The organism is Planktothrix prolifica NIVA-CYA 540 (genome assembly GCF_963864145.1).
Lineage (GTDB): Bacteria > Cyanobacteriota > Cyanobacteriia > Cyanobacteriales > Microcoleaceae > Planktothrix > Planktothrix agardhii.
This window is the reverse complement of the sequence record NZ_CAWLTW010000001.1, coordinates 1,042,542-1,064,742: the sequence shown is the minus strand read 5'-3', so window position 1 is coordinate 1,064,742 and position 22,201 is coordinate 1,042,542. Positions and strand designations below refer to the sequence as shown.

Here is a 22,201-nt window from a genome sequence, read left to right as displayed (position 1 = left end):
GGTTTTTAATAACTGATAACTGATAAGTACCTAAACAAAATTAATTACACATCCTCTACCCTGGCCCTCCCCCCCTAGCCCCCCGTGCACGGGGGGTTTGGGGGGGCTGTTCCGGTGTTCCCTCTCTCAACTAGGTAATTTATTTTGTGCAACTACTTAACTGATGACTGATTTAGGGTTTTCTCCACTGTCTGACAAATTCATCTAAGGTAGCCGGAGGAATTTGACTTTGTAGCCATTCTAGTGCCTTAATTTGACCGGGTAAACCCTTATAGTATTTACAGACATCCTCTAATTTAATACTAGGTGGTGGTAAAGTTTGTTGATTCCATTTTTGAGCTAATTCACTCAAGAGGGTAGGTGAAATTTTCTCTTGTAACCAACGCAAGGCTTGATCTTGATTAGGCAAACCTCGATAATATTTACAAACATCAATGAACTTTACAGAAACAGTTGGAACCTTTGTTTGGTTTCTCCAGAGTTTAGAAAATTCTAATAATATAGTCTGGGGAATTTGTGGCTCGAACCATGTTAGCACTTGATCCTGATTGGGAGTTCCTTTATAAACTTTACAAATATCAATCAGTTCAATACTGGGAATAGGCGCGGGTTCGGGTGTGGGAATAGGCGTAGGTACAGGCGTAGGTACAGGCGTAGGTACAGGCGTTGGTACAGGCGTAGGTACAGGTGTGGGTACAGGCGTAGGTACAGGTGTAGGTACAGGCGTAGGTACAGGCGTAGGTTCTACACTTCCCACAGGTAGAACAAAAGAATCGGAGGGCCCCATCAACGCCGTCCAGGTTTTTAACCCCGCGACTCCATCCGCTTGTAACTGTTTTTTTTGTTGAAATTTGATTAAAGCAGTTTCCGTACCATTGCCAAAACTCCCATCAATAATTCCTGGATCATGACCTTGATTTTTTAGCAGGTTTTGAATCTTTTCAACTTTTGTTCCCTTATCCCCTCTGCGAATACTTTCAAATAAATTAACATCCACACCCCCACTAATTCCATCAACTTGGCCCTGATCTGTAAATTGCCAAAATACCCAGGTTTTCCAACCGCCAGGAATAATTGGTTGTTCGGCCGTGGTATAATGGGCAATCCACAGAGGATAATCGGAAAAACGAGTAGTATTAAGTTTTTGCCAAAACCCAGGATAAGTATAAATAATCGGACGAAAACCCGTTTCTTTTTCAATCACATCAATCCACTGTGCGGCTCGATCACAGAGGGTTTTGGCATCTACGGTTCCCATGGTTTCAATATCCAAGACCGGAGGCAGATCTCCATCTTGAAGTTTAACAATTTTCAGAAAATGATAGGCTTGTTTAATCGGATCACTATCAGGCTTAAAAAAATGATAAGCACCCCGAATTAAACCGTTGGCTTTTGTTTGTTCCCAATAGCTGGGGAAAACTTTACAAACAAAGCTTTCTCCTTCTGTTGATTTAATCACAGCAAAGGAAATCCCAGAACGGGCAACGGCTTGCCAATCTACTATAGGCTGGTAATCTGAAACGTCAATACCCCGAATACTCATTAGTTTAGAAGTTGAGGAACAAAGAGCTATCGTGTCGTCAATACTAGAGTTAAAAAGTAACTTGTACTATTCTACCACAATTATTCACCGAGGATTTATCAGGATGAACAAACCCTTGACAAAAAGGACAATTCCACAGAAAGTCGGGAAATTTTTATTAATGTTAATGGTTTTGGGTTTACCCCAGGCAAGTTTAGCCCAATCAGAGGCGAATTCCCAGACCTTTAAAACCTTTCAAGATTGGTGTTTGAATCGTCAGCAATTGTCACCAGAGGCAAAAAGAACCCTTGATGTTTTATTGCAGAAAGTGGGAACTTCAAATTGCGATCGCGCCAATCAAATGATGGCGGAACAAAAAATGCTAGATTTAAGTACATTTCTCCTCTCGGATTTAAGTCCATTACAAGGATTAACCCAGATCACTGTCTTGAAATTAAGAAATAATCATATTTCTGATCTGACTCCCTTACAAAGTTTGACTAATTTAGAAGAATTGGATTTAAGTTATAACAAAATTACGGATATTAGTCCCTTAAAATCCTTAACTAAATTAATCCGAATTAATCTCAGCTATAATCAAATTTCTGATGTTTCACCACTTCAAAATTTAAAGGTTGTCAGTGAAATCAATCTCAATAATAATCAAGTGGTTGATATTACACCATTAAAATCCTTGAATAAAATTCGTTTTTTGTTTGTTCAAAATAATCCTCTAACATCAACTGAATGTCCGATTAATCCTAAATATATTTGTCGATTTGATACTTAATTCCGATTTACCTTTGGGGAAATTCATCCGAGTCTAATTCATCTAATCCTGAATAAATTCGTTTTAACTGAAGAATTAATCCCAGGGTAACTTGCTTCATTAATGTATAGGATATTGTAATGAATAAAAAGGTAATAATTACCACAAACAAAGGTTTTTTATCGGTTAAATCATCTAAAGTTTGCAAGAAAACCACATCGGGTTGAGTCACCAAATCCCAACTATTAAACCGTCTAAATCTTCCCAAATAAACCCCAATCGCACATAAAAGATGAGTCATGATTTCCGAAGCAAAAATATATTGTTTCACCCCTTGCCTTTTTAAATAATGCCCTTGATTAATTAACGATAAAACATAGAATTGTAAACCCGCCATAATTGCAAAAACATGGAGTGGAATAAAAATTAAGGTAATTACCCAAACCGAATACCCAGCCTGAATAATCCGAATTAAATGAATAATATCTGTGAGTAGATAGGGAGCATTGGGTAAGAAAGCAATAAAAATAATATAGATCATCCACCAACCCCAATTTCGAGTCATCACTTTTCTGCGAAATAACCAAAAACTTAAAGCCCAAGGAATAAATGCCAGAAACAGATTCCAAATAATCCAACCACTGTGTCGGTCAAAGATCTCCAGTGTATTTGCTAACATTTCTCGCATGATGTTTTCAGGTTTCTGATGAAATTATTCTTGTTTAGTATAACAACTCGATTCTCAAGAATTCCGTAAAACCTATTGTTTTGGGTGATATTCCCCCTATCCTTAACACATTTAGGACTATAATAGAACTCAAAACCAACAGTTACACCCAAGAAAAATTGCCATGAATCTGTTTAAAACCGTTGCTTTACTGGGATTATTAAGTGTTCTTTTAGTCATGATTAGCTATTGGGTGATTGGCGGAACTGGCGGTCTATTGGTGGGTATCGTATTAGCCGCGGTAACTAATTTAGGAAGCTGGTATTTTTCCGATCAAATTGCCCTCAAAGCCTATAATGCCCAACCCGTTACCCCCGAACAGGCCCCAGGATTATATGCGATGGTACAACGATTATGCGATCGCGCCAATTTACCCGTACCCGGAGTTTATATCGTCCCGACTCCGGCGGCCAATGCCTTCGCCACAGGTCGAAATCCCAAAAACGCTGCTGTTGCTGTCACCGAAGGAATTATGAATCTGTTACCCGAAGATGAATTAGAAGGCGTCATTGCCCATGAATTAAGCCATGTTCAAAATCGAGATACCCTCACCCAAGCGATAGCTGCAACCATCGCGGGAGCTATTTCTGGACTCGCTCAATTTGCCAGTTATTCGATGTGGTTTGGAGGTTCACGGAATCGGAATCAAGGGGGAAATCCCATAGGATTATTATTAACAATAATTCTAGCTCCTATGGCTGCTACTGTGATTCAATTAGCTATTTCTCGAACTCGCGAATTTTCCGCCGATGCGCGGGCGGCTAAATTAACCGGAAATCCTAAAGCTTTAGCCAGAGCGTTACAACGGTTAGATGCTACGGCCAGACAAATTCCCATTGAAGGAAATCCCGCTTTTGAAGCTCTATTAATTATCAGAAATTTTGGGTTTAAAACCCCGTCGTTCCACGACGGCTTTTTATTCTATTTTAGAGTATACTAAAGAAGTGATCGTAAACAACAAAAACAATGAAGTTAAGGTATCAATATAGAATCTACCCAACAGACCAACAAAAGAGGCTAATGTCTCAATTGTTCGGTTGTTGTCGTGTGGTTTTTAACGATGCCTTAGCTTACTGCCAAGAACAATACCGTGCGGGTAACAAAAAACCTTCTAGTGGTGAACTCTCTAAAAGACTTACAGAACTCAAGAAAACCGAGGAAAAAGAATGGTTAACAGAAGTTTCCTCGGTTCCCTTGCAACAGTCTTTGAGAGATTTGGAGCAGGCTTATTCTAACTTTTTTAAATCCTGTAAAGGACAGAGAAAAGGCAAGAAAGTTAAACCCCCTAAGTTTAAAAAACGTAAATCTAAGCAATCAGCTAGATTTACCGACAATGGGTTTAAACTCTATCCTAACTCTAATTACATTCACCTGGCTAAAATAGGTGATATTCAAGTAATCTGGAGTAGGGAATTACCCGCAGTTCCTTCTAGTGCTACCTTAATCAAAGATAGTGCTGATAGGTATTTTGTCAGCTTTGTCGTTGAATTTAATCCTCAACAATTACCTGAAAACCAAAATTCAGTAGGAATTGATTTAGGTATCACTGATTTTGCTACATTAAGCAACGGTGAAAAAGTTAAATCACCTAAACCTTTGAAGAAACAATTAAAGCGTTTAAGGAAATTACAGCGTAATTTGTCAAGGAAACAGAAAGGGAGTAAAAGAAGAGAAGTTGCTAGAAAGAAATTAGCTAAACTTCACGCTAAAGTTTCTGATACCCGAAACGATTTTTTACACAAACTTTCAACTCAGATTATTCGTGAAAATCAAACAATAGTCTTGGAAGATTTAAATGTGTCAGGGATGATTAAAAACCGAAAACTATCCCGTGCAATTTCCGATTTAGGTTGGCGTAGTTTTAGAACTATGTTAGAAGCTAAGTCAGTTATGTACGGGCGGGATTTTCGTGTCATCGATAGATGGATTCCTACTTCTCAAACTTGCTCTTGCTGTGGTTTTCGTGGTGGTAAAAAAGAGTTAAATATTAGAGAGTGGACTTGTTTAAATTGCGGTACATCTCACGATCGTGATGTTAATGCCGCAGTAAATATTTTAGTCGCCGGAGGGCTTTCGGAGACTTCAAACGGACGTGGAGGCAGACGTAAGACTACCCTTGGCGGTAGCTGTAGCCCGCGAAGCGTCAACCCATCCAGTATTTGAGCAGCTATCAATTTTTGATCTGCTTAAATAGATGGAATCCCCGTGCGTTCACGCCGGGGCGGATGTCAAGAATAGTTTTTCAGGACAAACCATGGCTAGTTTATTTTCAACTCACCCTCCAACCGAAGCTCGAATTCAAGCCTTACTTAAGTTGGATCAACAAATGTCTTGATTCAGATTTATACAGAATACGGCAAGATTAGAGTTTCATTGATGCGGACGTGCAGAATCTTCGCGCTTCGTTTCAGTCGTATTTGTCGCCGCTTCCGGTTCCTGGGAAATGGTATTAATTGGTTGACCTGGAGAACTGGGTAAGCTAACCTGAGTTTTATTATTACCAATTCCTCCTGACAACCTACCTTTCACTCCCGCTATGAAGCTTTTGCGGTACATCCACCCAGAAGCGATACCCCATGCACCTAACCCCGCTATGAAGCTAAAAAGGATAACAGCTGTGAAAGTATTTAGAGAAGTAGAGGTAAAAGGTTTGTCAATGTTTATTTTCTCTGGATTCTGGTCGATCCAATAGGGGGCGCTAGTTGCGACTACGCCTGCTGCACCTATGCCAAAGCCTACGGATTGGATGGTTTTTTGGAGGTTGCGATCGCATTCTGCTTGCTCAATCTCTACTATACCTCGGATAGTTTCCATCATCTGTTGAAACAATTGTCGTCCTACGGTAAGATAACTCATATTTACTTTAATCTGCTTCTGAAATATCTTGCAACTACTAGCATAGAAATCTTGTATAAAATCTAAGTTGTCTATTTCTTTGACGCTGCAACTGACAAGTTCTTTATGACAGTTACGATAGTTGTAAGCATTCGTTTCAATTGTAATCAGATGAAGTTCTATATCTCGCAAATAACGGGCATAGTTCAAGCCGATTTGGGGAAGTTCAGTTAGCAATTTTTCTAGTTGTTGCAGTCGCTCTTTCTTGTCTGATTTTAAGTTGCTAAACTCTTCTACTTTTTCTTCTAATTGGCTGTAAAGTTTCCTCGCTTCCTCGTTGCAACGCTGCGCTTGGTAGTAGACATAAATGATTTTAGTCCGACAGCATAACAAATTGAGCAGTGGACGATAATAATTACCAGATTCCTCTAATTCTGAAGTTTTTTCATCTGTGTTTAACCAGACTAAAATATGGCAGTTTAAACTAGGATTTTCTTGAGCATTGTCAAATTCAAAAATGGGACTACCGAGAAGTTTTCCCTCTGCAATAAAATAGGGTTTTGGCTGGTTTTCTAAATCTTGAAACAAAGCTTCTACACAAGCTGCTGCTAATTCTTGATGATTACCAGAAAAATCAACGGGTTTGGCAAATAATACCAGGGTTTGTCCCAGTGATGCTTCGATTTTATTGGGTAGCAGACAACCTTGAAAATTCAGATTGTTTAGTTGGTTGGTTTCTACTTTATCTGTGGCAAGCAGCGTCAAGTCAAGGGCGTAAGTGTCGTGCAGTTGCACTGGATAAATTGTGCCTTGCAGGGGTACTTTATCGGGTTGGCTGACAGTCGTAAATGATACGAATCTATCACCATCTGACTCATAAAGTTCTAAATAGTCGCTTTGTTGGCTACCTTGGCTCTTTTTGTTGGCAAGATGTTCTGGTAAAGAATCAAGTTTTGGATTGGTTTGCAGCAGGTTGCCCAAAGTAACACATTGATGCCATAAATGGTTGGCATTATTCACAGGTTGTTTGTCGCCTTGGGCAAGGTTTCTGCACAAATGAAAGGCAAACAGTGTGAGTTTTAGGTTGGCAAGTTTGCCTGTCAATTCATTGCTATTCATCACCTAGAGCCTGAGTGCTATTTTGACTGATTAGGAAAACTTTCTTGGATGGCATTTAATAACGTTTCTCTCGAGACTTTGGGAGGTGGAGGCGGTGGAGGGGCTTGCAGGTTGTTTGTTCCTGGTAGCTTGGTTGTTCCTGGTATGCGATCCTTATCAACATCACCGTGCAGCTTTATCAAAGCCTCTAGTATTTGAGGGCGACTTTCACAAGCACACCAAGTTGAGACAGCATCAGATATTTTCTCGATATCATCTGGCAGAGTAGCACCTAGCTGGTGTAATTCAGCCTCGTGTTTAGAAAATAATTGAGGCTCGGTAGTAATTAACTGTTGAAATGCTCTAATATTGTCTTCTGCAAATGACATTTATAGACTCCTATTTACCTACTGCACAGAAAGCAGCCCAATAGTCAGGCGATTGAAAAGGCTTAGTGTTAGCTTCCATCTTATTAAATAACGCGGGTAACTGTATAAGTTTTTGGGTGGGATTCAAGGGAAGTTTGCTTGTCCATGTTTGCAAATCTTCTTTAGTTGCATCTCGCAGCCAAATTTGGGCAGTATTGAGGGCTACTGCCATATCAGCAGTTTTCAGATTTTCATAGAATTTAATCATTAAAAACGCCGTCGCTAAGTCATTGACTGACCACAAACTAGAGAGTACCCCCTGACTACCAGCATACAAAAAGCCTGTAGCCAAGCCAATACAGTCATCACTCTGCTTGGTTGTGTCTGTCAACCCCGTTTCGCAAGCGGAGAGGGTGACGAGGCGACATTTAGGTAAGTTCAGTGTAGCAAAGATGTCTTGCAGAGTTAGGCATTTGGCGGGGTTGGCTTGTCCCCCGGAACGCAATCGGAGAGATTTTTGCCCGGTGGGGGTGGGTGAGTCCGTTGATTCTATGGCTCCTGCTAAGATTAGGGATGAAATTAGGGGTGTCTGGAAATCAAAGGAACCGTGACAGGAAAAGTGGACGTAGTGCGCTTGGGCGATGGTTTCTAGGTTATCAAGGAGGGCGGTTTTGGTGGCTTGTTGTTTGCTTAAAATGTCGGCGGGTGAAAAGTCACGTTTGATGGTTTCTACTTCTATATCAGTGTAGTCAAGGTCTTCGGTAGGATTTTGGATAGCGAACAGGGTGCAGCTATCGGCGGGTGGGCGTTCTCGCTGTTGTACCCGTTGCAGGAGTTGACAACTGGGGGCGTATCGCACGCCTTTTTTGAAGCAATCTAGCAGACAGGGGTTGGCGGGGGGTTCCAGATGGGGAGTTTCTGGGTTAAATCGCTTCCAAGTTTGTTGGCTAACAGATAAGGCATGAAGGGGAAATAGATGCAAATAGCGGTGGGGAACTAAAATCAGGGACTCACAATTGGCTAGGGCGGGATGATTGAGAATTTCATCAAAGCGCAATATCTGGGAAAGACTATTCAGCGACTCGGAAAGATTATCTTGCCAGGTTTCGGTGTTGTTAAATAAGGCTTCGAGATACTTTTGATTCAACGCTTCCAGCTTTTCTAATTCGGCTTTGTCAAACTCCACGACTTCCAAATTTGACTGGGTGACAATGAATATTTGGAAACTATCTGTGCCAATATACCACTCTAAAATAGCGGTGTGGGAGTCAATTAAATCGCGAATTTCGGCAACGGTAATATGGTTGACTTTTTGAGTGAGGGTAAAGGCGGGATCTAGTTCCTGACACTGGGCGAAAACTTCATCAAGTTGGCGCTGATATTCTTGCAGGAGTTCGCGCTGTTGGGCGATATATTCGCGGGTGAGGCTGGATGTTTCACTACTACGCAATCCCTGGAAACTGTCGCGATTAAATGTGCTGTTATTATCTGAGTCGGCTAGTAATTGCCGTATTGATGAGATGGTGCTTCTTAGCCTGCGTAATTCCTGTTTGAGTGAATCATCAGCGCCTTTGGGTTCAAGTTCAGAATTTGCTAGTAGTTCGACTAAGTTGCGGGATTTGCTGCGTTCGACGGTTTCGAGGGCTTTTTCAATTTGTCCGTCATTGATGCAGGCTTGCACCATTTTGATATAAATATCTATGGCGTTTAATTGGATTTCTTGACGGGCTGCTTCGTTGGTTGCCCATTCCCGACTTTGTTCGACTGCTGCTATTGCATTGGAGTAACTTTGCCAAGCTGCTGTCCACCATTTGTTTGCAAAAGTGAGTCCACCGAAAAACTCCCATAAATTAAAACATTCTCTTGGAAAAGATATAGGGGTGAAGATTTGTAAGGCTAAATTCAAACAATCAACCATTTCTTTAAACTGTCCTAATTCCTTATGTACACCCACTAGGTTAGTTTGAATTCCTGCCCATTTGTAAGGAAACTCTTCACGAGTCGAGACTGTTGCCGCTAATTCAAAATTAGCGATCGCCAGCTTCAAATTATTTGCTTTGTCTTCCCTAATTCTCTCTGTATATGCTAAACCTAAAGTATTCAGAGTATTAGCCCAACTTTCGGGGAAGTTTTCACGTTTATAAACTTGTAAAGCAGCCTCACAACATTTAATCGCCTGTTCAATATTTTCTTCGGTGGACTCTCTAATTCTTTTTAGGTAAGTACCTGCTAAATTATTATGATTTCTAGCCCAGTCTTCAGGATATGCTGTACGAGTATAAACTGTCAGTGCAGCTTGATAATATTTGATTGCTTTCTCTATATTTTCTTCTTTATCTTCTCGAATTCTGTGTGAGTATGCAAGTCCTAAATTATTCTGAGTTTTTGCCCATTGTTCGGGATTGCCTTCAGGAGTATAAAATTCTAACCCAGCTTCGTAACATTTAATCGCCAGTTCAGTATTGTCTGCTTTTGACTCACGAAGTCTGCAATCGTAAGCATATCCCAGACTAAGTTGAGTCATTGCCCATACTCGCTCGTATTTTTCACGGGTACGGACTTCTAACGCAGCATTATAATATTTAATCGCTTTTTCCAGATTATCTGCCTTCTCTCCCCGCAGTCTATCGTTGTAAGCTATTCCCAGATTATGCTGAATTCTTGCCCATTCATAATCATTTTTATCGCGGGTATAGACTTCCAAGGCAGCTTGATGATATTTAATCGCTGTTTCAAAATTTTCTGCGGTTGACTCTTGAATTCTGTGTGTGTAAGCAAGTCCTAAATTAATTTGAATTGTTGCCCATCGTTCGGGAAAGTCTTTACGAGTATGGACTCTCAAAGCAGCTTTTAAACATTGAATCGCTACCTCAATATTTTCTGCTTTCGATCCCCGAATTCTTTGTATGTAAACAATTGCCAGGTTATTAAGAGTTTCTGCCCAATCTTCAGGAAAATTTTTGTAGGTGTATACCTCACCAGCTATCTCATAACCTTTGATAGCAATTTCTAGGTTGAGCGCTCGATCACCTAACGGAAACTCCTGAATCAAGTTACTAAAAATGAAAATAACTACTGCAAAACCTTGATGTTTTTCTAATTGTTCGCTTTTTAAATATTGGTCTGCATAAACTTTCAATGTGTATAGAAAATCTATATTTAATTTTTCCTGTTGTTTTTCTAAAAAATAATATACTTTTTCTTGATCGCCATTGCTTTTTTCGGTTATTGTTAACACTTCTAATAAAAAATCTATACAACAGGTAAAAGTCACCGCACCAGTCTTAGTAGCTAGTTGATTCGCTATATCTTCTAAAAACTCTGCTGCACTTTCATCTCCTTGGGCAGTAAGCTGTTTTACTACTTGCCTCATCCAATGTACTAATCCACCATCAATCAGTTCTTGATTAGCGTTCAAAATTTCATTTACCTGGGTGGGATAAACCAACAGCATACGAATCAGAGTTAAGTAAGCTTGATCTCGACTATCATCCATTGGGAATCACCTTCAAATTTATAATGCTTGATTATATCCTCACTACAGATAACTCTCCCTGAATTGTCAAATGATTTAATCTGACTCACAAAAGAGGCTGTGATTTATCTCCTTGATGCTTCGGGGGTTGAAACCGCAACTACACAAATGAAGTCTTAGCAGAGAGGGACTAAGAGATGAAGGGAATATTAAGAATATTGTAAAATGCGACTATTCAAGTGATGCCATAAATCAAGGTTTAACGCAGAATTTTACCATAGATACAAATAGCTTTAGTCTTCAGGTCTAAACACCCGCTCAAAAGCCTGTTTTCGATAACGTCGATAAACACCAAAAAAATCACTATCCAAAGTAGCAATAGCCGGAATATTCAGCCGTTCGGAAATAGCAACCAGAGACAAATCAGCAAAATCTCCCGGTAAATCTGCATACTGTTCATCTCTCAAAAAAAACTCGCGCCTGTTGATGATAGCTATCTTTTACACTGTAGTAAGCTACAAGAACTCCACTATCTACAATAATTACGGGATGATAAGTCATTGAGGATGATATTGAGGATGTCTTTTCTCCAAATAAGCTTGGATCGCTTTTTTCCGAGTTGCGCGTTCTGATAAATCAGGTGGCGCATCTTCTAACAGATGTTCAGGATGTCCCCCCAGTCTTTCTACAATTGTTTGACGCGGTTGTAAACTCAGCCAGCGATCTTTAACTAAGCGTTTAATCAATTCATCGCTGGTAGTTTTCTCCCTTCCCAAAATTTCTACTAAATAAGCTTCCGTTTCCTTGTCTAATTCTATATTCAGCATGACAACCTCCGATTAACTCCCCTAAATTATACATTACATTTTCGGCTCTTTCGTACTTACAATGCTAAGATTTTAGGAAAATACCAACAAAGCTTCGGCGGTTGAAACCGCAGCTACACAAACAAAGTCCGCCTACGCGGACTAAGAGATAACAAAATATTGCTCCTTTTAAGCATTCCCAGTCTTCTAATGCCACAGGTTCAGTTGGGTCATCTTACTGTAAATCCCCCGGTATTACAGCCTTCGTAAACCTGCTAATAAACCTTGACAAACTCCGGCAAGAAAATCTAAATCTAGGGTTTCTAAAGTATCCGTAGGTTGATGATAGTGAGGATTCCTTAAATTTGCCGTATCTGTCACCATAATTGCTGAATATCCTAAATCCCAAAAAGGAACTTGATCACTGCGTCTGGTATCGGGAACCATTATACCTCGGTTGGGAACCGGAAGCCATTCACAAGGCGTTTTAGTTTGGCGAATACCTCGACTGATTCTAATTAAATCAGGGATAGTTTTTAAGTTACCAATTAAGGCGATATAATCCCCACAATTCGGATAAAAATATTTTAATCCGAAGGGATATTTTTGGGAATTAGGATTAGGATTACAATAGCCTAACATTTCTAGGGAGAGCATCAGACGAATAGACTGGTTTTGCTGTTTTAAGGATTCAGCATAATGTTGACTCCCCAGAAAACCAAATTCCTCTAAATCAAAAGCTACACATTGAACTGGATATTTTAGGGGGTGTTTTGCGATCGCCTTTGCTAATTCCAATAAAGCCGCAACTCCCGTACCATTATCATCGGCTCCAGGACACCCGGGTACAGCATCATAATGGGCACCAATTAAAATAATAGAATTGTTTGATTTTGAAATACCAGGTAAATTTAGGATCAGATTTTGATGGGTTTTTCCCCTAAGTTCAAACTCATTGGTGATCACTGTTCCCCATTGTTGGAGTTGCTGGCGAATATATTCACGGACATAAAAATGACCCTCTGAAGCCAGATAGGGGTCACGTTCTCTAATGATTTGTTGTAAATGCTCGGTTAATTGAGGTTTTAAATTTAAGTTCATTGATAATCTTAAACAAATTTCTTAGCTTTTATTTTAACATAAACTTGAAAAAATAAGTTTAAGAAATTTTGTCAAAATTTAATAATTGTCAGCAACAACAATTTTTCTTTTTAGGTATAGATTTTTCTGCAATATTATTCATGTTTTTTGACCTCATGAACGGTAGAATGTATTCAGGTTGGGTTCAGGAAACTTTCTGCTCTTTTTCATCGGGTATGCCATAAAATTCCGCATCTACCCGATCTAATAAATAAATAAAAGGTAAGGCGGCTAAGGAACAGGATTTCCAATGACTTTGGACAGGCGCGTGAAACATCTGACAAATCCCCCCCCGTCTGCCTTCTGGTTTGTAGTGGAGGCAATTGCGGCAATTCGAGGGAACGGCATTTTCCCTGTTCATGTTGATTGATCCCAAATAATTATATAAACTCAATTATGGATGATGGATTTCCTTAACTTTGTTATCTAACTTACAGTTCACCTATATTTTTGTTAAGTTTAATGAAGCTCTTGACTCCAAGTAAAATATTTCTTCAGAGAGTTGAAAAAAATATAGTTTTAGATAGAGAAGGAATTAAATAATATTTGCTGAAAAAATATACAAAAATTTTGTTAACTGTAAGTACAGATCGGGGTGATAACACCAATCCCCGGCTAAAAGTTGACGCTTGACAGACAAGTGTGTACAGTCAACAGTTAAGAACTCCAAACCGTGATCTTTCATCTGTTGTTAAAAATGAGTTTATTGGCGAAAATTGAAGCAATTTTGTATTTAAAAGGTCAGTCGCTTTCCATTGCCGGACTAGCAGAATTAGCCGGGTGTGATCGCACCGAAGTCGAAGAAGCACTAATTCAACTGATGTCCGACTATGCCCATCGGGATAGTGCCTTAGAAGTCGTAGAAACCGATTCTGGATATAGCTTACAACTGCGAGAAGCCTATCGGTCATTAATGCAAAGCTTAGTAGCACCGGAGTTAGGAGTTGGGGCATTAAGAACTTTAGCCGCGATCGCCCTCAAGGGTGGCATTACCCAAACCGATTTAGTAGAATTAAGAGGGTCAGGAGCCTATCAACAGGTCACCGAGCTCGTAGAACTGGGATTTGTTCAGAAACGCAAACAAGCTAACTCCCGCTCCCATTGGTTACAAGTGACTAAAAAATTCCATCAATATTTCCAAGTTGATCAGCTTCCCCAACAACTCTCATTAAATTTTAGCGACGATTTACCCATCGACGCCCCCATACAATAAGATAAACTATAGATAGCATAAGCATGATATAGAGACGCAGATCATGGTTTTTAACTCTGACTTCCTTAAATCTGATGTTCAAGAAACCGCCGAAAATCCCTTGTTGACCTACCTGCAAAGTCAACATCCCGATATTCTGGCGACAGTTGCTCAGTCTGCGAGTTTGGAAATTAAAGAAATCATTAGTAAAAACGTCCAAGGATTAGTCGGGGTACTCCCCTCCGATCACTTTGATGTGCAGATTACAACCAACCGCGAAAACTTGGCGGGTCTGTTAGCATCGGCGATGATGACCGGGTACTTTTTACGTCAAATGGAACAACGGATGCACCTGGAAGAAAACCTATCCCGCACCGCTTCAATTGATCCCAAAACACCGGATTAATTATTGAATTCTCCAGCCAAGGCAGATTCTGGGAACACGGCGGTTTTAATCATCAGGGTTTGTTGTTGGCCCTGGCGGTTAATTTCGATGGCAAGTTCTTCCCCAACCGTCTTAGTTTCAATTTTTTCTTGGACTTGGGCTGGAGTATTCACCGCACTGCCGTCAATTTTTGTGAGGATATCCCCTTTGAGAATTCCCATTTGGGCGGCGGGGGAATCCTCCACCACCCGCACCACAATCACTCCGGTGTCTTGGGTTAACTTAACTTCTAGTTGCTGATTTATTTCTGCCTTCACCACCGGACTGAGTTCCACCATCTGTACACCCAGATAGGGATGATCGGCTTTCCCTTTGGCAAAAAGTTGACTAGCAATGCGGATCGCCACTTGAATGGGGATGGCAAATCCCAGACCCTGGGCATTAGCCCGAATTGCCGTATTAATCCCAATCACATGACCTTGATCGTTTAATAATGGCCCGCCAGAGTTGCCCGGATTAATCGCCGCATCGGTTTGAATAAAGCGAACTCGTTTATCGGGAATTCCGACTTGGGTACTGGAACGATCTGTGGCGCTAATAATCCCAATAGTTACGGTATTATCTAATCCTAGGGGATTGCCAATGGCGATCGCCCACTGACCCGGAACCAAATGATCGGAGAAACCAATTGGGGCTGTCGGTAACTCTTTCCCGTCAATTTTCACCGCCGCCACATCGGTTATCGGGTCAACTCCTTTGACTTTCCCTTCCAATACCCGACCATCTTTAAGGGTGACTTGTACCGTATCCGCCCCATCCACAACATGAGCATTAGTAATGATCCGACCATCGGAATGTAGAATAAATCCTGAACCTGTTCCCCTACGAACTCGGTCTTCATTTGTGGGGATTTGATTGCCAAAAAAGCGTTTAAATAGGGGATTTTTAAAGGCATCGGGCACATCTTGTGCCGATTTGCGGGTCGCATCAATTCTCACCACCGTCGGGCCAACAATTTCGGCGGCATCGGCAATAAAATTAGAACTACTACGGTCAACCACCGGATCTTCTGTAACTCTAGGGGGGGAAACCGCAGGGTTATGTTTAACGATGGCTACCGTCGCCGATAACGGGTCTGAGTTATTGGTTTGGACATAGCGACTTGCCAGCCATCCACCACCGCCACCTAAAGAGACTAAGGCTAGGTATATCGTAAACTGTTTGAATGATAAATCCATCTTTGTTGCTGTGGTGGAAATCAGTAATCAGTTATCAGTAATCAGTTATCAATAATCAGTGGAAGAAATCAAACAGGACTTACGCACCCAACCAAAGAAACCGGGTTTTTTTACGAAAATACTTCGTTGTGACCTACATATTTTCTAAAAAACCCGGTTTATCGGGCCCCGTGCGTAAGTCCTATCAAATCAAGACTTCACCCTTCAATGATAACTGCAAATTACCGATTAAGGTAACTGACAGGGGAATCGGTTTTTTTAACTAACACCGCCGGGAAGTCCCCCGCTCTACAATAACCCAGGTGAGCGGTGGGATGAAAGGCGGGTCAACGTAGGTACGGAGTTGACCAAATCTTTTTTATTAGACCTCTTGCAAAAAAAATCTATGCTATAATAACAAATTTTCACTTTCAGACTAAGAGTGTCAACTCATAATTATAAATGGCCGACAACAAATTACAACGAAGACCATAACGGCGACGACGATTTCGATAACGACTCGATAAGATCCTGAAAATTTTGAGGCTCCGATTAACGTGTTCAATCACAATTCGTTGATGAGCCAAAGCTTGATTATAGTCTTTTTCTAAGACCGAAAGATTGCCATTTTTGGGTTTCTTTTTGGGTACATAGCTATTCAAGTGATAATCCTTAATCCCTTGATAGCCACTATCTTGTAAACTATCAGTTTGGGGGTGAAAATGAATTTTGCTTTTTTTGAATAAGCTAAAATCGTGGCAATGTCCTTCTCCAAAATCTGTACAAATAATCTGTTTAGTTTCTTGATTAATTACTAACTGAATTTTGAGTGTGTGATGTTTTTTCTTTCCTGAGTAATATTTTTTCTGTTTTTTTTTCGGTCTTTCAATAGCCGTTTCTGTGACATCCATCACTACGATTTCGGGGTAGCCAGAATCTTGAATTAATGCTTTTTTTCCCGGAATACGAAACTTTTCTGTTTTGATTAAAGTTGATTCAATATTAGCAACAATTCGGCAAATAGTTGATTCTGATACTCCCCAATTTGTCCCAATATGAAAATATGTTCTGTATTCTCGCCAATACTCCAAGGCTACTAAAACTTGCTCTTGGAGAGTCAGGTGGGTGTGACGTCCTCTCCTATCTTTAGGATGTTCTAACCTGAACTGCTCTATGGCATTAACCATTTCTTGAAAGGTTTGAATCTTGACACCAAATCTCCGTTTAAATTCATGAGGTTTCAAATTTAGATAAAATTGAGTGTTCATCGCAGAGTTATTGTCTAAATTCACTTTCAATTTTTACCATTTTATGGAGTTTTTAGCAAAAATTTGTGAAGAATGGTTAGTCTCTAGGATTTTATGAAATTGAGCAAAACTTACCATAATACCATAAAATTATTTTGCAAGAGTTCTATTATGTAGTAAGATCTTCAGACTAGGAGGTGCAAATCGAGTGCTACACAAAGCTGTACAAGTCCGTCTGTATCCAACTGCATTGCAAGAAGCACATCTCGCCCAAACATTTGGATGTTCGCGGTGGTGGTGGAATTATGCTTTAAATAAATCGATTCAGGTTTATCAAGATACGGGCAAAGGGCTAGGACAGGTAGCACTCAACGCCCTACTTCCTAAACTCAAAAAAGCCGAAGATACCCTGTGGTTAGCTGATTGTTATAGTCAGGTTTTACAATCTACAACACTTAATTTAACCACAGCATACAAAAACTTTTTTGATAAACGTGCAGGTTTCCCTAAGTTTAAGTCTAAACATGGCAAACAGTCAATTCAATACCCTCAAAATGTCAAAATTGTTGATGGTAATGTCAAACTTCCTGGCAATATTGGGATAGTCAAAGCCAAAATACATAGACCAATTGCAGGGAAAATCAAGACTGTTACTGTTAGTAAAACACCATCAGGCAAATATTTGGCATCTATATTGACCGAAATTGAAGGGGAAAACCCTACGATTTCAGAAGGTAAAATCTATGGTATTGACTTAGGAATCAAACACTTTGCAGTTGTCACTGATGGCGAAAATGTTTCTAAATACGATAATCCTAAACACTTTGCCAAGCACGAAAAAAACCTCAAGCGTAAGCAGAAGAAGTTGGCGCGTAAACAAAAGGGGAGTAAATCCAGAAATAAATATCGTAAAATTGTAGCTAAACTGTACGAACGAGTTAGTAATTCTCGGCAAGATTTTTTACATAAACTTAGTCATAAGTTGGTCAGCGATAGCCAAGCTGTTATAGTAGAGAATCTTCATGTCAAAGGCATGGTTCGTAATCACAATTTGGCAAAAGCAATATCTGATTGTGGATGGGGAACTTTCACTAATTTTCTAGCTTACAAACTAGAACGAAAAGGCGGGAAGTTAGTGGAGATTGATAGATGGTTTCCTAGTTCCAAACTCTGTTCTAATTGTTTCTATCAAGTCAGTCAAATGCCATTAGATGTTCGTGAATGGACTTGTCCTAATTGCGGTACTGATCATGACCGAGATGGAAACGCAGCTATGAATATTAGAGCAGAAGGTATCAGAATCCTAAAGACGGATGGTTCAGCCGTTTGGCGCTGTAGGAGGGGAGGTAAGACCAAAAGGGGGATGCAAGTCCGTCTTGAGGCATTCCCCTGTGAGTACAGAAGCCGACACTGTACTTGGTACTCCAAGTCAGTGTCGGTAGTTCACAGTTAAATTGGATTAATTGTTGATTATGCGGTTTCAACGTTTAGAAATATTATTATTGCGGTTGATGGCTCTAATCGGAATATTAGTTAGTATTACGCCATGGATAAGGTCTGTAGAGGCGAATGAACCCTTTAACTCAGAAGCTCAAGATGTTTGCCCAACCCCGGTATTATCCCGTTTAAAACCCCATCGGATTGCCCCTGGAGACACCCTCGAAAGTATTGCCCGCCAATATAACCTAATTCCGGCAACCCTACTGGGGATCAATCCAATTTTACAACGGGGGCCAATTCCCATGGGACAGGAAATTTTGATTCCCCCCCATAATGGGATTAGGGTAGATATTCCCCCTGGTCGGAGTTGGCAGGAAGTAGCCAGAGCTTATAATGCCCGTCCTGACGTGGTTTTTGAAATGAATGGTTGTCAAACTCAACCAACAGCCTTATTTTTACCCGGTGTGAATTGGTCACCCAAAGGGCCACCAACTGTGGCGATATTGGTGTTACCCGGTTATCCCTTACCGCAACGGACAACCCTACAAATGGGTTATGGTTGGCAACTCAATCCCGTTTCGGGTCGGGTAATATTTCATAGTGGTTTAGACTTGACGGCGACGGTGGGAACCCCAGTTTTATCCGTTGGGATGGGAAAAATAGCCTTTGCGGGAGAACGGGAGGGGTATGGAAAATTAGTTGTAGTTAATCATGGGTCAGGGAAACAAACCCGTTATGCCCATTTAGACAATATTGGGGTAAAACTGGGTCAATCGGTAAAGTTAGGGGATGTATTGGGAACAGTCGGGACGACGGGACAACCGGATACCGATCAACCCCATCTCCATTTTGAAATTCGTTATAACTCCGATTTAGGATGGATTGCAGAAGATCCTAATCCTTATATTCAAGTTAAACGATAAGATATAAACACAACTCTAGGGTTAGGAAATTATAAACTTCATGCAAAAGCGTACCCATCCAATAGACTCAACAGAAATTACTCGCCGGGCTGCCGATCTCGTCAGTGCTGCGACCAATCGCTATCGGATTACAGTACAAGTCGCAAATCGGGCTAAACGGTGTCGTTATGAAGACTTTGATAATGGAGATGAGAACACCATCAAACCTGTTTTACGCGCAATTATTGAAATGTCCGATGAACTAAATCAACCGCAAATTATCGCGGATCGTTAGATTGATCAATTGCGGTATTGGGTGTCTTTAACACCTTATTTATTGAGGTGATAAAGACTCCAAAATATCTTAATCTTATGTTTATGTTGAAATCTCGAAAACCCAAAAAACCAGTTAGTTTAAGTTTTCTATTAATCGCCGTTATAATTACCCTATTCATTGTTTTGGGTGGGTTTATAGATGGCCTGGAAATTCAAGGACTCGCCCAAACTCCGCCGCCAGAAATATCCTCCCCATCGGGACGAGTCAGGGTTTCAGAGGTGTGGAAGAAAGTCTATGAACAATTACCAAATTTACCCCAGGAAAATCAATATTTTTCCCAGGAAACGGGGAAAGTCGCCGAAGATAATACCTTGATTGGTCGGTTAATTCGTTATCATATTTATGTGAAAGATCGACCCACTCAATATCGTTTTGATTGGAAACTCACCTTAGCCGATTATCTAGGGGTGAATGAACCGATGTTAGTGTTAAGTTATCCGGGTCAGGAAGTATTAAAAGAAAATCCTTTAGTCGGGGATCAAAAAGCCATTCAACAGTTAAATAGAGTTGAACGGGATGCGTTAGTTAATACACTGGCGAGTTTATTTAATCCCAATTCTGTCAATAGTGACAATGGAACAATTCCAAAACCGAGCCCTGCTTCACCCACCGCTAAACCGCCAACCCCCTCCTTAATTCCCCTACCGGAGTCGGGAGATGCTCAACGGTTAAAATAACCCGGGGAATATGGAGAAAATTCTAAAAACCGGAACCGGATGGCGTTTAGGTTGGAACCCCCAAGCCCATGAATTTCAGGGGTTAGTCGGGGGCGATACCTGGGCGATGGAATTGACCCAGGCGGAGTTTGATGATTTTTGTCGGTTGTTGGGTGAACTAGCCGATACCATGAGCCAAATGAGCCTTGAGTTGATGGATGAAGAAAAAATAGCCTGTGAAGCGGAAAGCGAGCGGTTGTGGATGCAGGTAGAGGGCTATGCTAACGCTTATACGGTGCTGTTGATTTTGAATACTGGACGGCGGGCGGAAGGTAGTTGGCCCGTGGAAGTGGTGGCGGAATTGGTACAAGCGACAAAAACCTTGAAAATCTTTTGAAATAGTCTTGACAAGTTTTTGTTTGCTATGCTACATTAGTTAATTGTGTCGGGGCGTAGCGCAGCTTGGTAGCGCACTACCTTGGGGTGGTAGGGGTCGCAGGTTCAAATCCTGTCGCTCCGATTCTAAATCGGTAACTATATTAAATAGTTGTGCATTAACAAATTGTTTATCCATATTTAGTTAGCCAAAAGGATTCTGTAATAGGAGTCCTTTTTTTACATAGTAGCTGTTTATGAGCGTTCCTCAAATACAGAAATAATTTGATCAATTGTAAAGTAAAGTCTTTGACTAGAGGAGATCCCATGGCAAGGCAAAAGAAACCCGATCAAAGAAATATAGATCAATATAATCACGAAAATCAGCAACGAGTGAATAATCCACCTGTGGGACTGGTTACGCCAGAAAGTGATCCTGATGGTGATAATAAAAATTATAGCTACGATCCGCACCTTGACCCGCAATTAGTTTGGGCTGGTAAGGCGGAACATACTAATTTTGAAGTGCCAACTGTATCATTGCACGTTCACGAACGCATCGATCCTCGCAGCATTATTGAAGCAGTACGGAAGCAAAATCAAACTCCGGGTTTACAGTTATCTTTATTTGAAATACCTGAAGAAAATCCGCCTATTCGACAAGCGATTGAATTTTATAAACATCAGCATAATTGGAGTAACCGTTTAGTTGCTGGAGATTCGCTTTTAGTGATGAATTCCCTATTAGAAAAAGAGGGCATGGCGGGACAAGTACAGATGATTTATTTCGATCCGCCTTATGGGATTAAATATGGTTCAAATTTTCAGCCATTTGTGAATAAGCGGGATGTGAAGGATGGGAAAGATGAGGATTTGACCCAAGAACCGGAAATGATTAAGGCATTTCGGGATACTTGGGAGTTGGGGATTCATTCTTATTTGACTTATTTAAGAGATAGATTGTTATTGGCGAGGGAGTTATTGTCGGAAAGTGGTAGTGTTTTTGTGCAGATTTCGGATGAAAATGTGCATCATGTTCGAGAATTGATGGATGAGGTTTTTGGTAGAAAAAATTTTATTTCTAAAATAGTTTTTGTCAAAACAACAGGATTATCAAGCAATTTTTTAGCCAGCCGTTATGATTTTATTATTTGGTATGGTAAGGATAAACAGCAGACAAAATATAAACAACTTTATATTGAAAAAAGTTTGAATGCAGGAACAGCATCAAATTATACATGGCTAAAATTGGCTGATGGAAGCAACCGAGGAATGACTCAAGAAGAAAAACTGAATCCGTTAAAAATTCCAGTAGATGCAAAAATCTATAAGCCTAATGATATAACTTCCCAAGGAAATTCAGTTTTTCCATTTGAGTATCAGGGTAAAGTTTATTCAAAATCGTGGAAAACAAGTTTACATGGACTACAAAAACTTGGATATGCTGGAAAATTACATATCACTACGAATAGCATACAATATATTAGATATTTGGATGATTTTCCTTGTGTTGCCTTAACTGAACTATGGGAAGATACGGCAACAGGAAGTTTTACAGACCAAAAAATATATGTTGTTCAAACTGGAACAAAAACAATACAACGCTGTCTCCTAATGACCACCGACCCAGGCGATTTAGTCCTAGATATCACCTGCTTGCGAAAAGGAACAAAAATATTGACCCCCTCCCCAACCCTCCCCATGAATGGG

The 22,201-nt window shown here is 40.4% G+C and carries 22 protein-coding genes, 1 tRNA gene and 1 pseudogene; 13 read left to right on the top strand and 11 right to left on the bottom strand.

The window, feature by feature from the left end; translation table 11 throughout:
• Nucleotides 1–172: 172 nt before the first annotated feature.
• Nucleotides 173–1,543 (bottom strand): GH25 family lysozyme, encoded by a 1,371-nt coding sequence (locus AC559H_RS04980; protein ID WP_026793903.1) that lies wholly within the window; start codon nt 1,541–1,543, stop codon nt 173–175.
• 103 nt (nt 1,544–1,646) lie between these two features.
• On the opposite strand from AC559H_RS04980, the gene AC559H_RS04975 reads away from it, so the two are divergent.
• On the top strand, nt 1,647–2,312 hold the full coding sequence (locus AC559H_RS04975) for a leucine-rich repeat domain-containing protein (protein ID WP_042151777.1): 666 nt from the start codon (nt 1,647–1,649) through the stop codon (nt 2,310–2,312).
• 7 nt (nt 2,313–2,319) lie between these two features.
• Here AC559H_RS04975 and AC559H_RS04970 read toward each other — a convergent pair whose 3' ends face one another.
• Nucleotides 2,320–2,979: a DUF1361 domain-containing protein gene (locus AC559H_RS04970; RefSeq protein ID WP_026793901.1), complete on the bottom strand. Its 660-nt coding sequence runs from the start codon at nt 2,977–2,979 to the stop codon at nt 2,320–2,322.
• Between the two features lie 163 nt (nt 2,980–3,142).
• On the opposite strand from AC559H_RS04970, the gene AC559H_RS04965 reads away from it, so the two are divergent.
• The 3 genes from AC559H_RS04965 (at nt 3,143) to AC559H_RS04955 (ending at nt 5,353) form a co-directional block, all read left to right on the top strand.
• The gene (locus AC559H_RS04965; RefSeq protein WP_051319767.1) at nt 3,143–3,958 is read left to right on the top strand and encodes a M48 family metalloprotease; all 816 of its coding nucleotides are present in this window, start codon (nt 3,143–3,145) and stop codon (nt 3,956–3,958) included.
• Between the two features lie 80 nt (nt 3,959–4,038).
• Complete coding sequence (locus tag AC559H_RS04960) at nt 4,039–5,181, top strand: RNA-guided endonuclease InsQ/TnpB family protein (RefSeq protein WP_306439108.1); 1,143 nt, start codon at nt 4,039–4,041, stop codon at nt 5,179–5,181.
• A gap of 31 nt (nt 5,182–5,212) precedes the next feature.
• Nucleotides 5,213–5,353, top strand: a complete 141-nt coding sequence (locus tag AC559H_RS04955; RefSeq protein WP_193372473.1) for a hypothetical protein — start codon at nt 5,213–5,215, stop codon at nt 5,351–5,353.
• 35 nt (nt 5,354–5,388) lie between these two features.
• Here the strand turns inward: AC559H_RS04955 and AC559H_RS04950 are convergent, their stop codons facing one another.
• The 7 genes from AC559H_RS04950 to AC559H_RS04920 form a co-directional block, all read right to left on the bottom strand.
• Nucleotides 5,389–6,972 carry a hypothetical protein gene (locus AC559H_RS04950; RefSeq protein ID WP_051319766.1) on the bottom strand — a complete coding sequence of 528 codons (1,584 nt, stop codon included), beginning with the start codon at nt 6,970–6,972 and terminating at the stop codon, nt 5,389–5,391.
• A 17-nt stretch (nt 6,973–6,989) separates the two neighbouring features.
• Nucleotides 6,990–7,340 carry a hypothetical protein gene (locus AC559H_RS04945; protein ID WP_026793900.1) on the bottom strand — a complete coding sequence of 117 codons (351 nt, stop codon included), beginning with the start codon at nt 7,338–7,340 and terminating at the stop codon, nt 6,990–6,992.
• Between the two features lie 10 nt (nt 7,341–7,350).
• Nucleotides 7,351–10,815 (bottom strand): CHAT domain-containing protein, encoded by a 3,465-nt coding sequence (locus AC559H_RS04940; protein ID WP_051319765.1) that lies wholly within the window; start codon nt 10,813–10,815, stop codon nt 7,351–7,353.
• A gap of 272 nt (nt 10,816–11,087) precedes the next feature.
• Nucleotides 11,088–11,261, bottom strand: coding sequence for a hypothetical protein (locus AC559H_RS04935; RefSeq protein WP_237745609.1), 174 nt, complete (start codon nt 11,259–11,261; stop codon nt 11,088–11,090).
• A 90-nt stretch (nt 11,262–11,351) separates the two neighbouring features.
• Entirely contained in the window at nt 11,352–11,621 is a 270-nt protein-coding gene (locus tag AC559H_RS04930) for a hypothetical protein (protein ID WP_026786842.1), read from the bottom strand.
• 234 nt (nt 11,622–11,855) lie between these two features.
• Nucleotides 11,856–12,701, bottom strand: coding sequence for a M28 family metallopeptidase (locus AC559H_RS04925; RefSeq protein WP_026798447.1), 846 nt, complete (start codon nt 12,699–12,701; stop codon nt 11,856–11,858).
• Nucleotides 12,702–12,885: 184 nt separating this feature from the next.
• A complete protein-coding gene (locus AC559H_RS04920) occupies nt 12,886–13,101 on the bottom strand; it encodes a hypothetical protein (protein ID WP_051319764.1) in 216 nt (71 codons plus the stop codon).
• 336 nt (nt 13,102–13,437) lie between these two features.
• Here AC559H_RS04920 and scpB point away from each other — a divergent pair, with 336 nt between their 5' ends.
• Nucleotides 13,438–13,953: an SMC-Scp complex subunit ScpB gene (gene scpB / locus AC559H_RS04915; RefSeq protein WP_026786845.1), complete on the top strand. Its 516-nt coding sequence runs from the start codon at nt 13,438–13,440 to the stop codon at nt 13,951–13,953.
• A gap of 43 nt (nt 13,954–13,996) precedes the next feature.
• Nucleotides 13,997–14,338, top strand: a complete 342-nt coding sequence (locus tag AC559H_RS04910; protein ID WP_026793899.1) for a DUF760 domain-containing protein — start codon at nt 13,997–13,999, stop codon at nt 14,336–14,338.
• Here AC559H_RS04910 and AC559H_RS04905 read toward each other — a convergent pair.
• Nucleotides 14,335–15,555, bottom strand: a complete 1,221-nt coding sequence (locus tag AC559H_RS04905) for an HhoA/HhoB/HtrA family serine endopeptidase (protein WP_026793898.1) — start codon at nt 15,553–15,555, stop codon at nt 14,335–14,337. The genes AC559H_RS04910 and AC559H_RS04905 overlap by 4 nt on opposite strands.
• A 410-nt stretch (nt 15,556–15,965) precedes the next feature.
• Nucleotides 15,966–16,802, bottom strand: a complete 837-nt coding sequence (locus tag AC559H_RS04900; protein WP_036834550.1) for an IS5 family transposase — start codon at nt 16,800–16,802, stop codon at nt 15,966–15,968.
• 187 nt (nt 16,803–16,989) lie between these two features.
• Between AC559H_RS04900 and AC559H_RS04895 the strand changes: the two are divergent.
• The 7 genes and pseudogenes from AC559H_RS04895 to AC559H_RS04865 all read left to right on the top strand — a co-directional run.
• A pseudogene (locus AC559H_RS04895) lies at nt 16,990–18,223 on the top strand (RNA-guided endonuclease InsQ/TnpB family protein).
• Nucleotides 18,224–18,253: 30 nt separating this feature from the next.
• A complete protein-coding gene (locus AC559H_RS04890; protein ID WP_026793896.1) occupies nt 18,254–19,144 on the top strand; it encodes a LysM peptidoglycan-binding domain-containing M23 family metallopeptidase in 891 nt (296 codons plus the stop codon).
• Nucleotides 19,145–19,184: 40 nt separating this feature from the next.
• The gene (locus AC559H_RS04885; RefSeq protein WP_026786849.1) at nt 19,185–19,418 is read left to right on the top strand and encodes a DNA-directed RNA polymerase subunit omega; all 234 of its coding nucleotides are present in this window, start codon (nt 19,185–19,187) and stop codon (nt 19,416–19,418) included.
• A 77-nt stretch (nt 19,419–19,495) separates the two neighbouring features.
• Nucleotides 19,496–20,137 (top strand): hypothetical protein, encoded by a 642-nt coding sequence (locus AC559H_RS04880; protein WP_233422982.1) that lies wholly within the window; start codon nt 19,496–19,498, stop codon nt 20,135–20,137.
• A 10-nt stretch (nt 20,138–20,147) separates the two neighbouring features.
• The gene (locus AC559H_RS04875; protein WP_026793895.1) at nt 20,148–20,513 is read left to right on the top strand and encodes a DUF1818 family protein; all 366 of its coding nucleotides are present in this window, start codon (nt 20,148–20,150) and stop codon (nt 20,511–20,513) included.
• A gap of 49 nt (nt 20,514–20,562) precedes the next feature.
• A tRNA-Pro gene (locus AC559H_RS04870) sits at nt 20,563–20,636 on the top strand.
• 182 nt (nt 20,637–20,818) lie between these two features.
• Nucleotides 20,819–22,201, top strand: a 1,383-nt coding sequence (locus AC559H_RS04865; protein WP_148292369.1) for a site-specific DNA-methyltransferase, incomplete at its 3' end; no start/stop codon positions are given.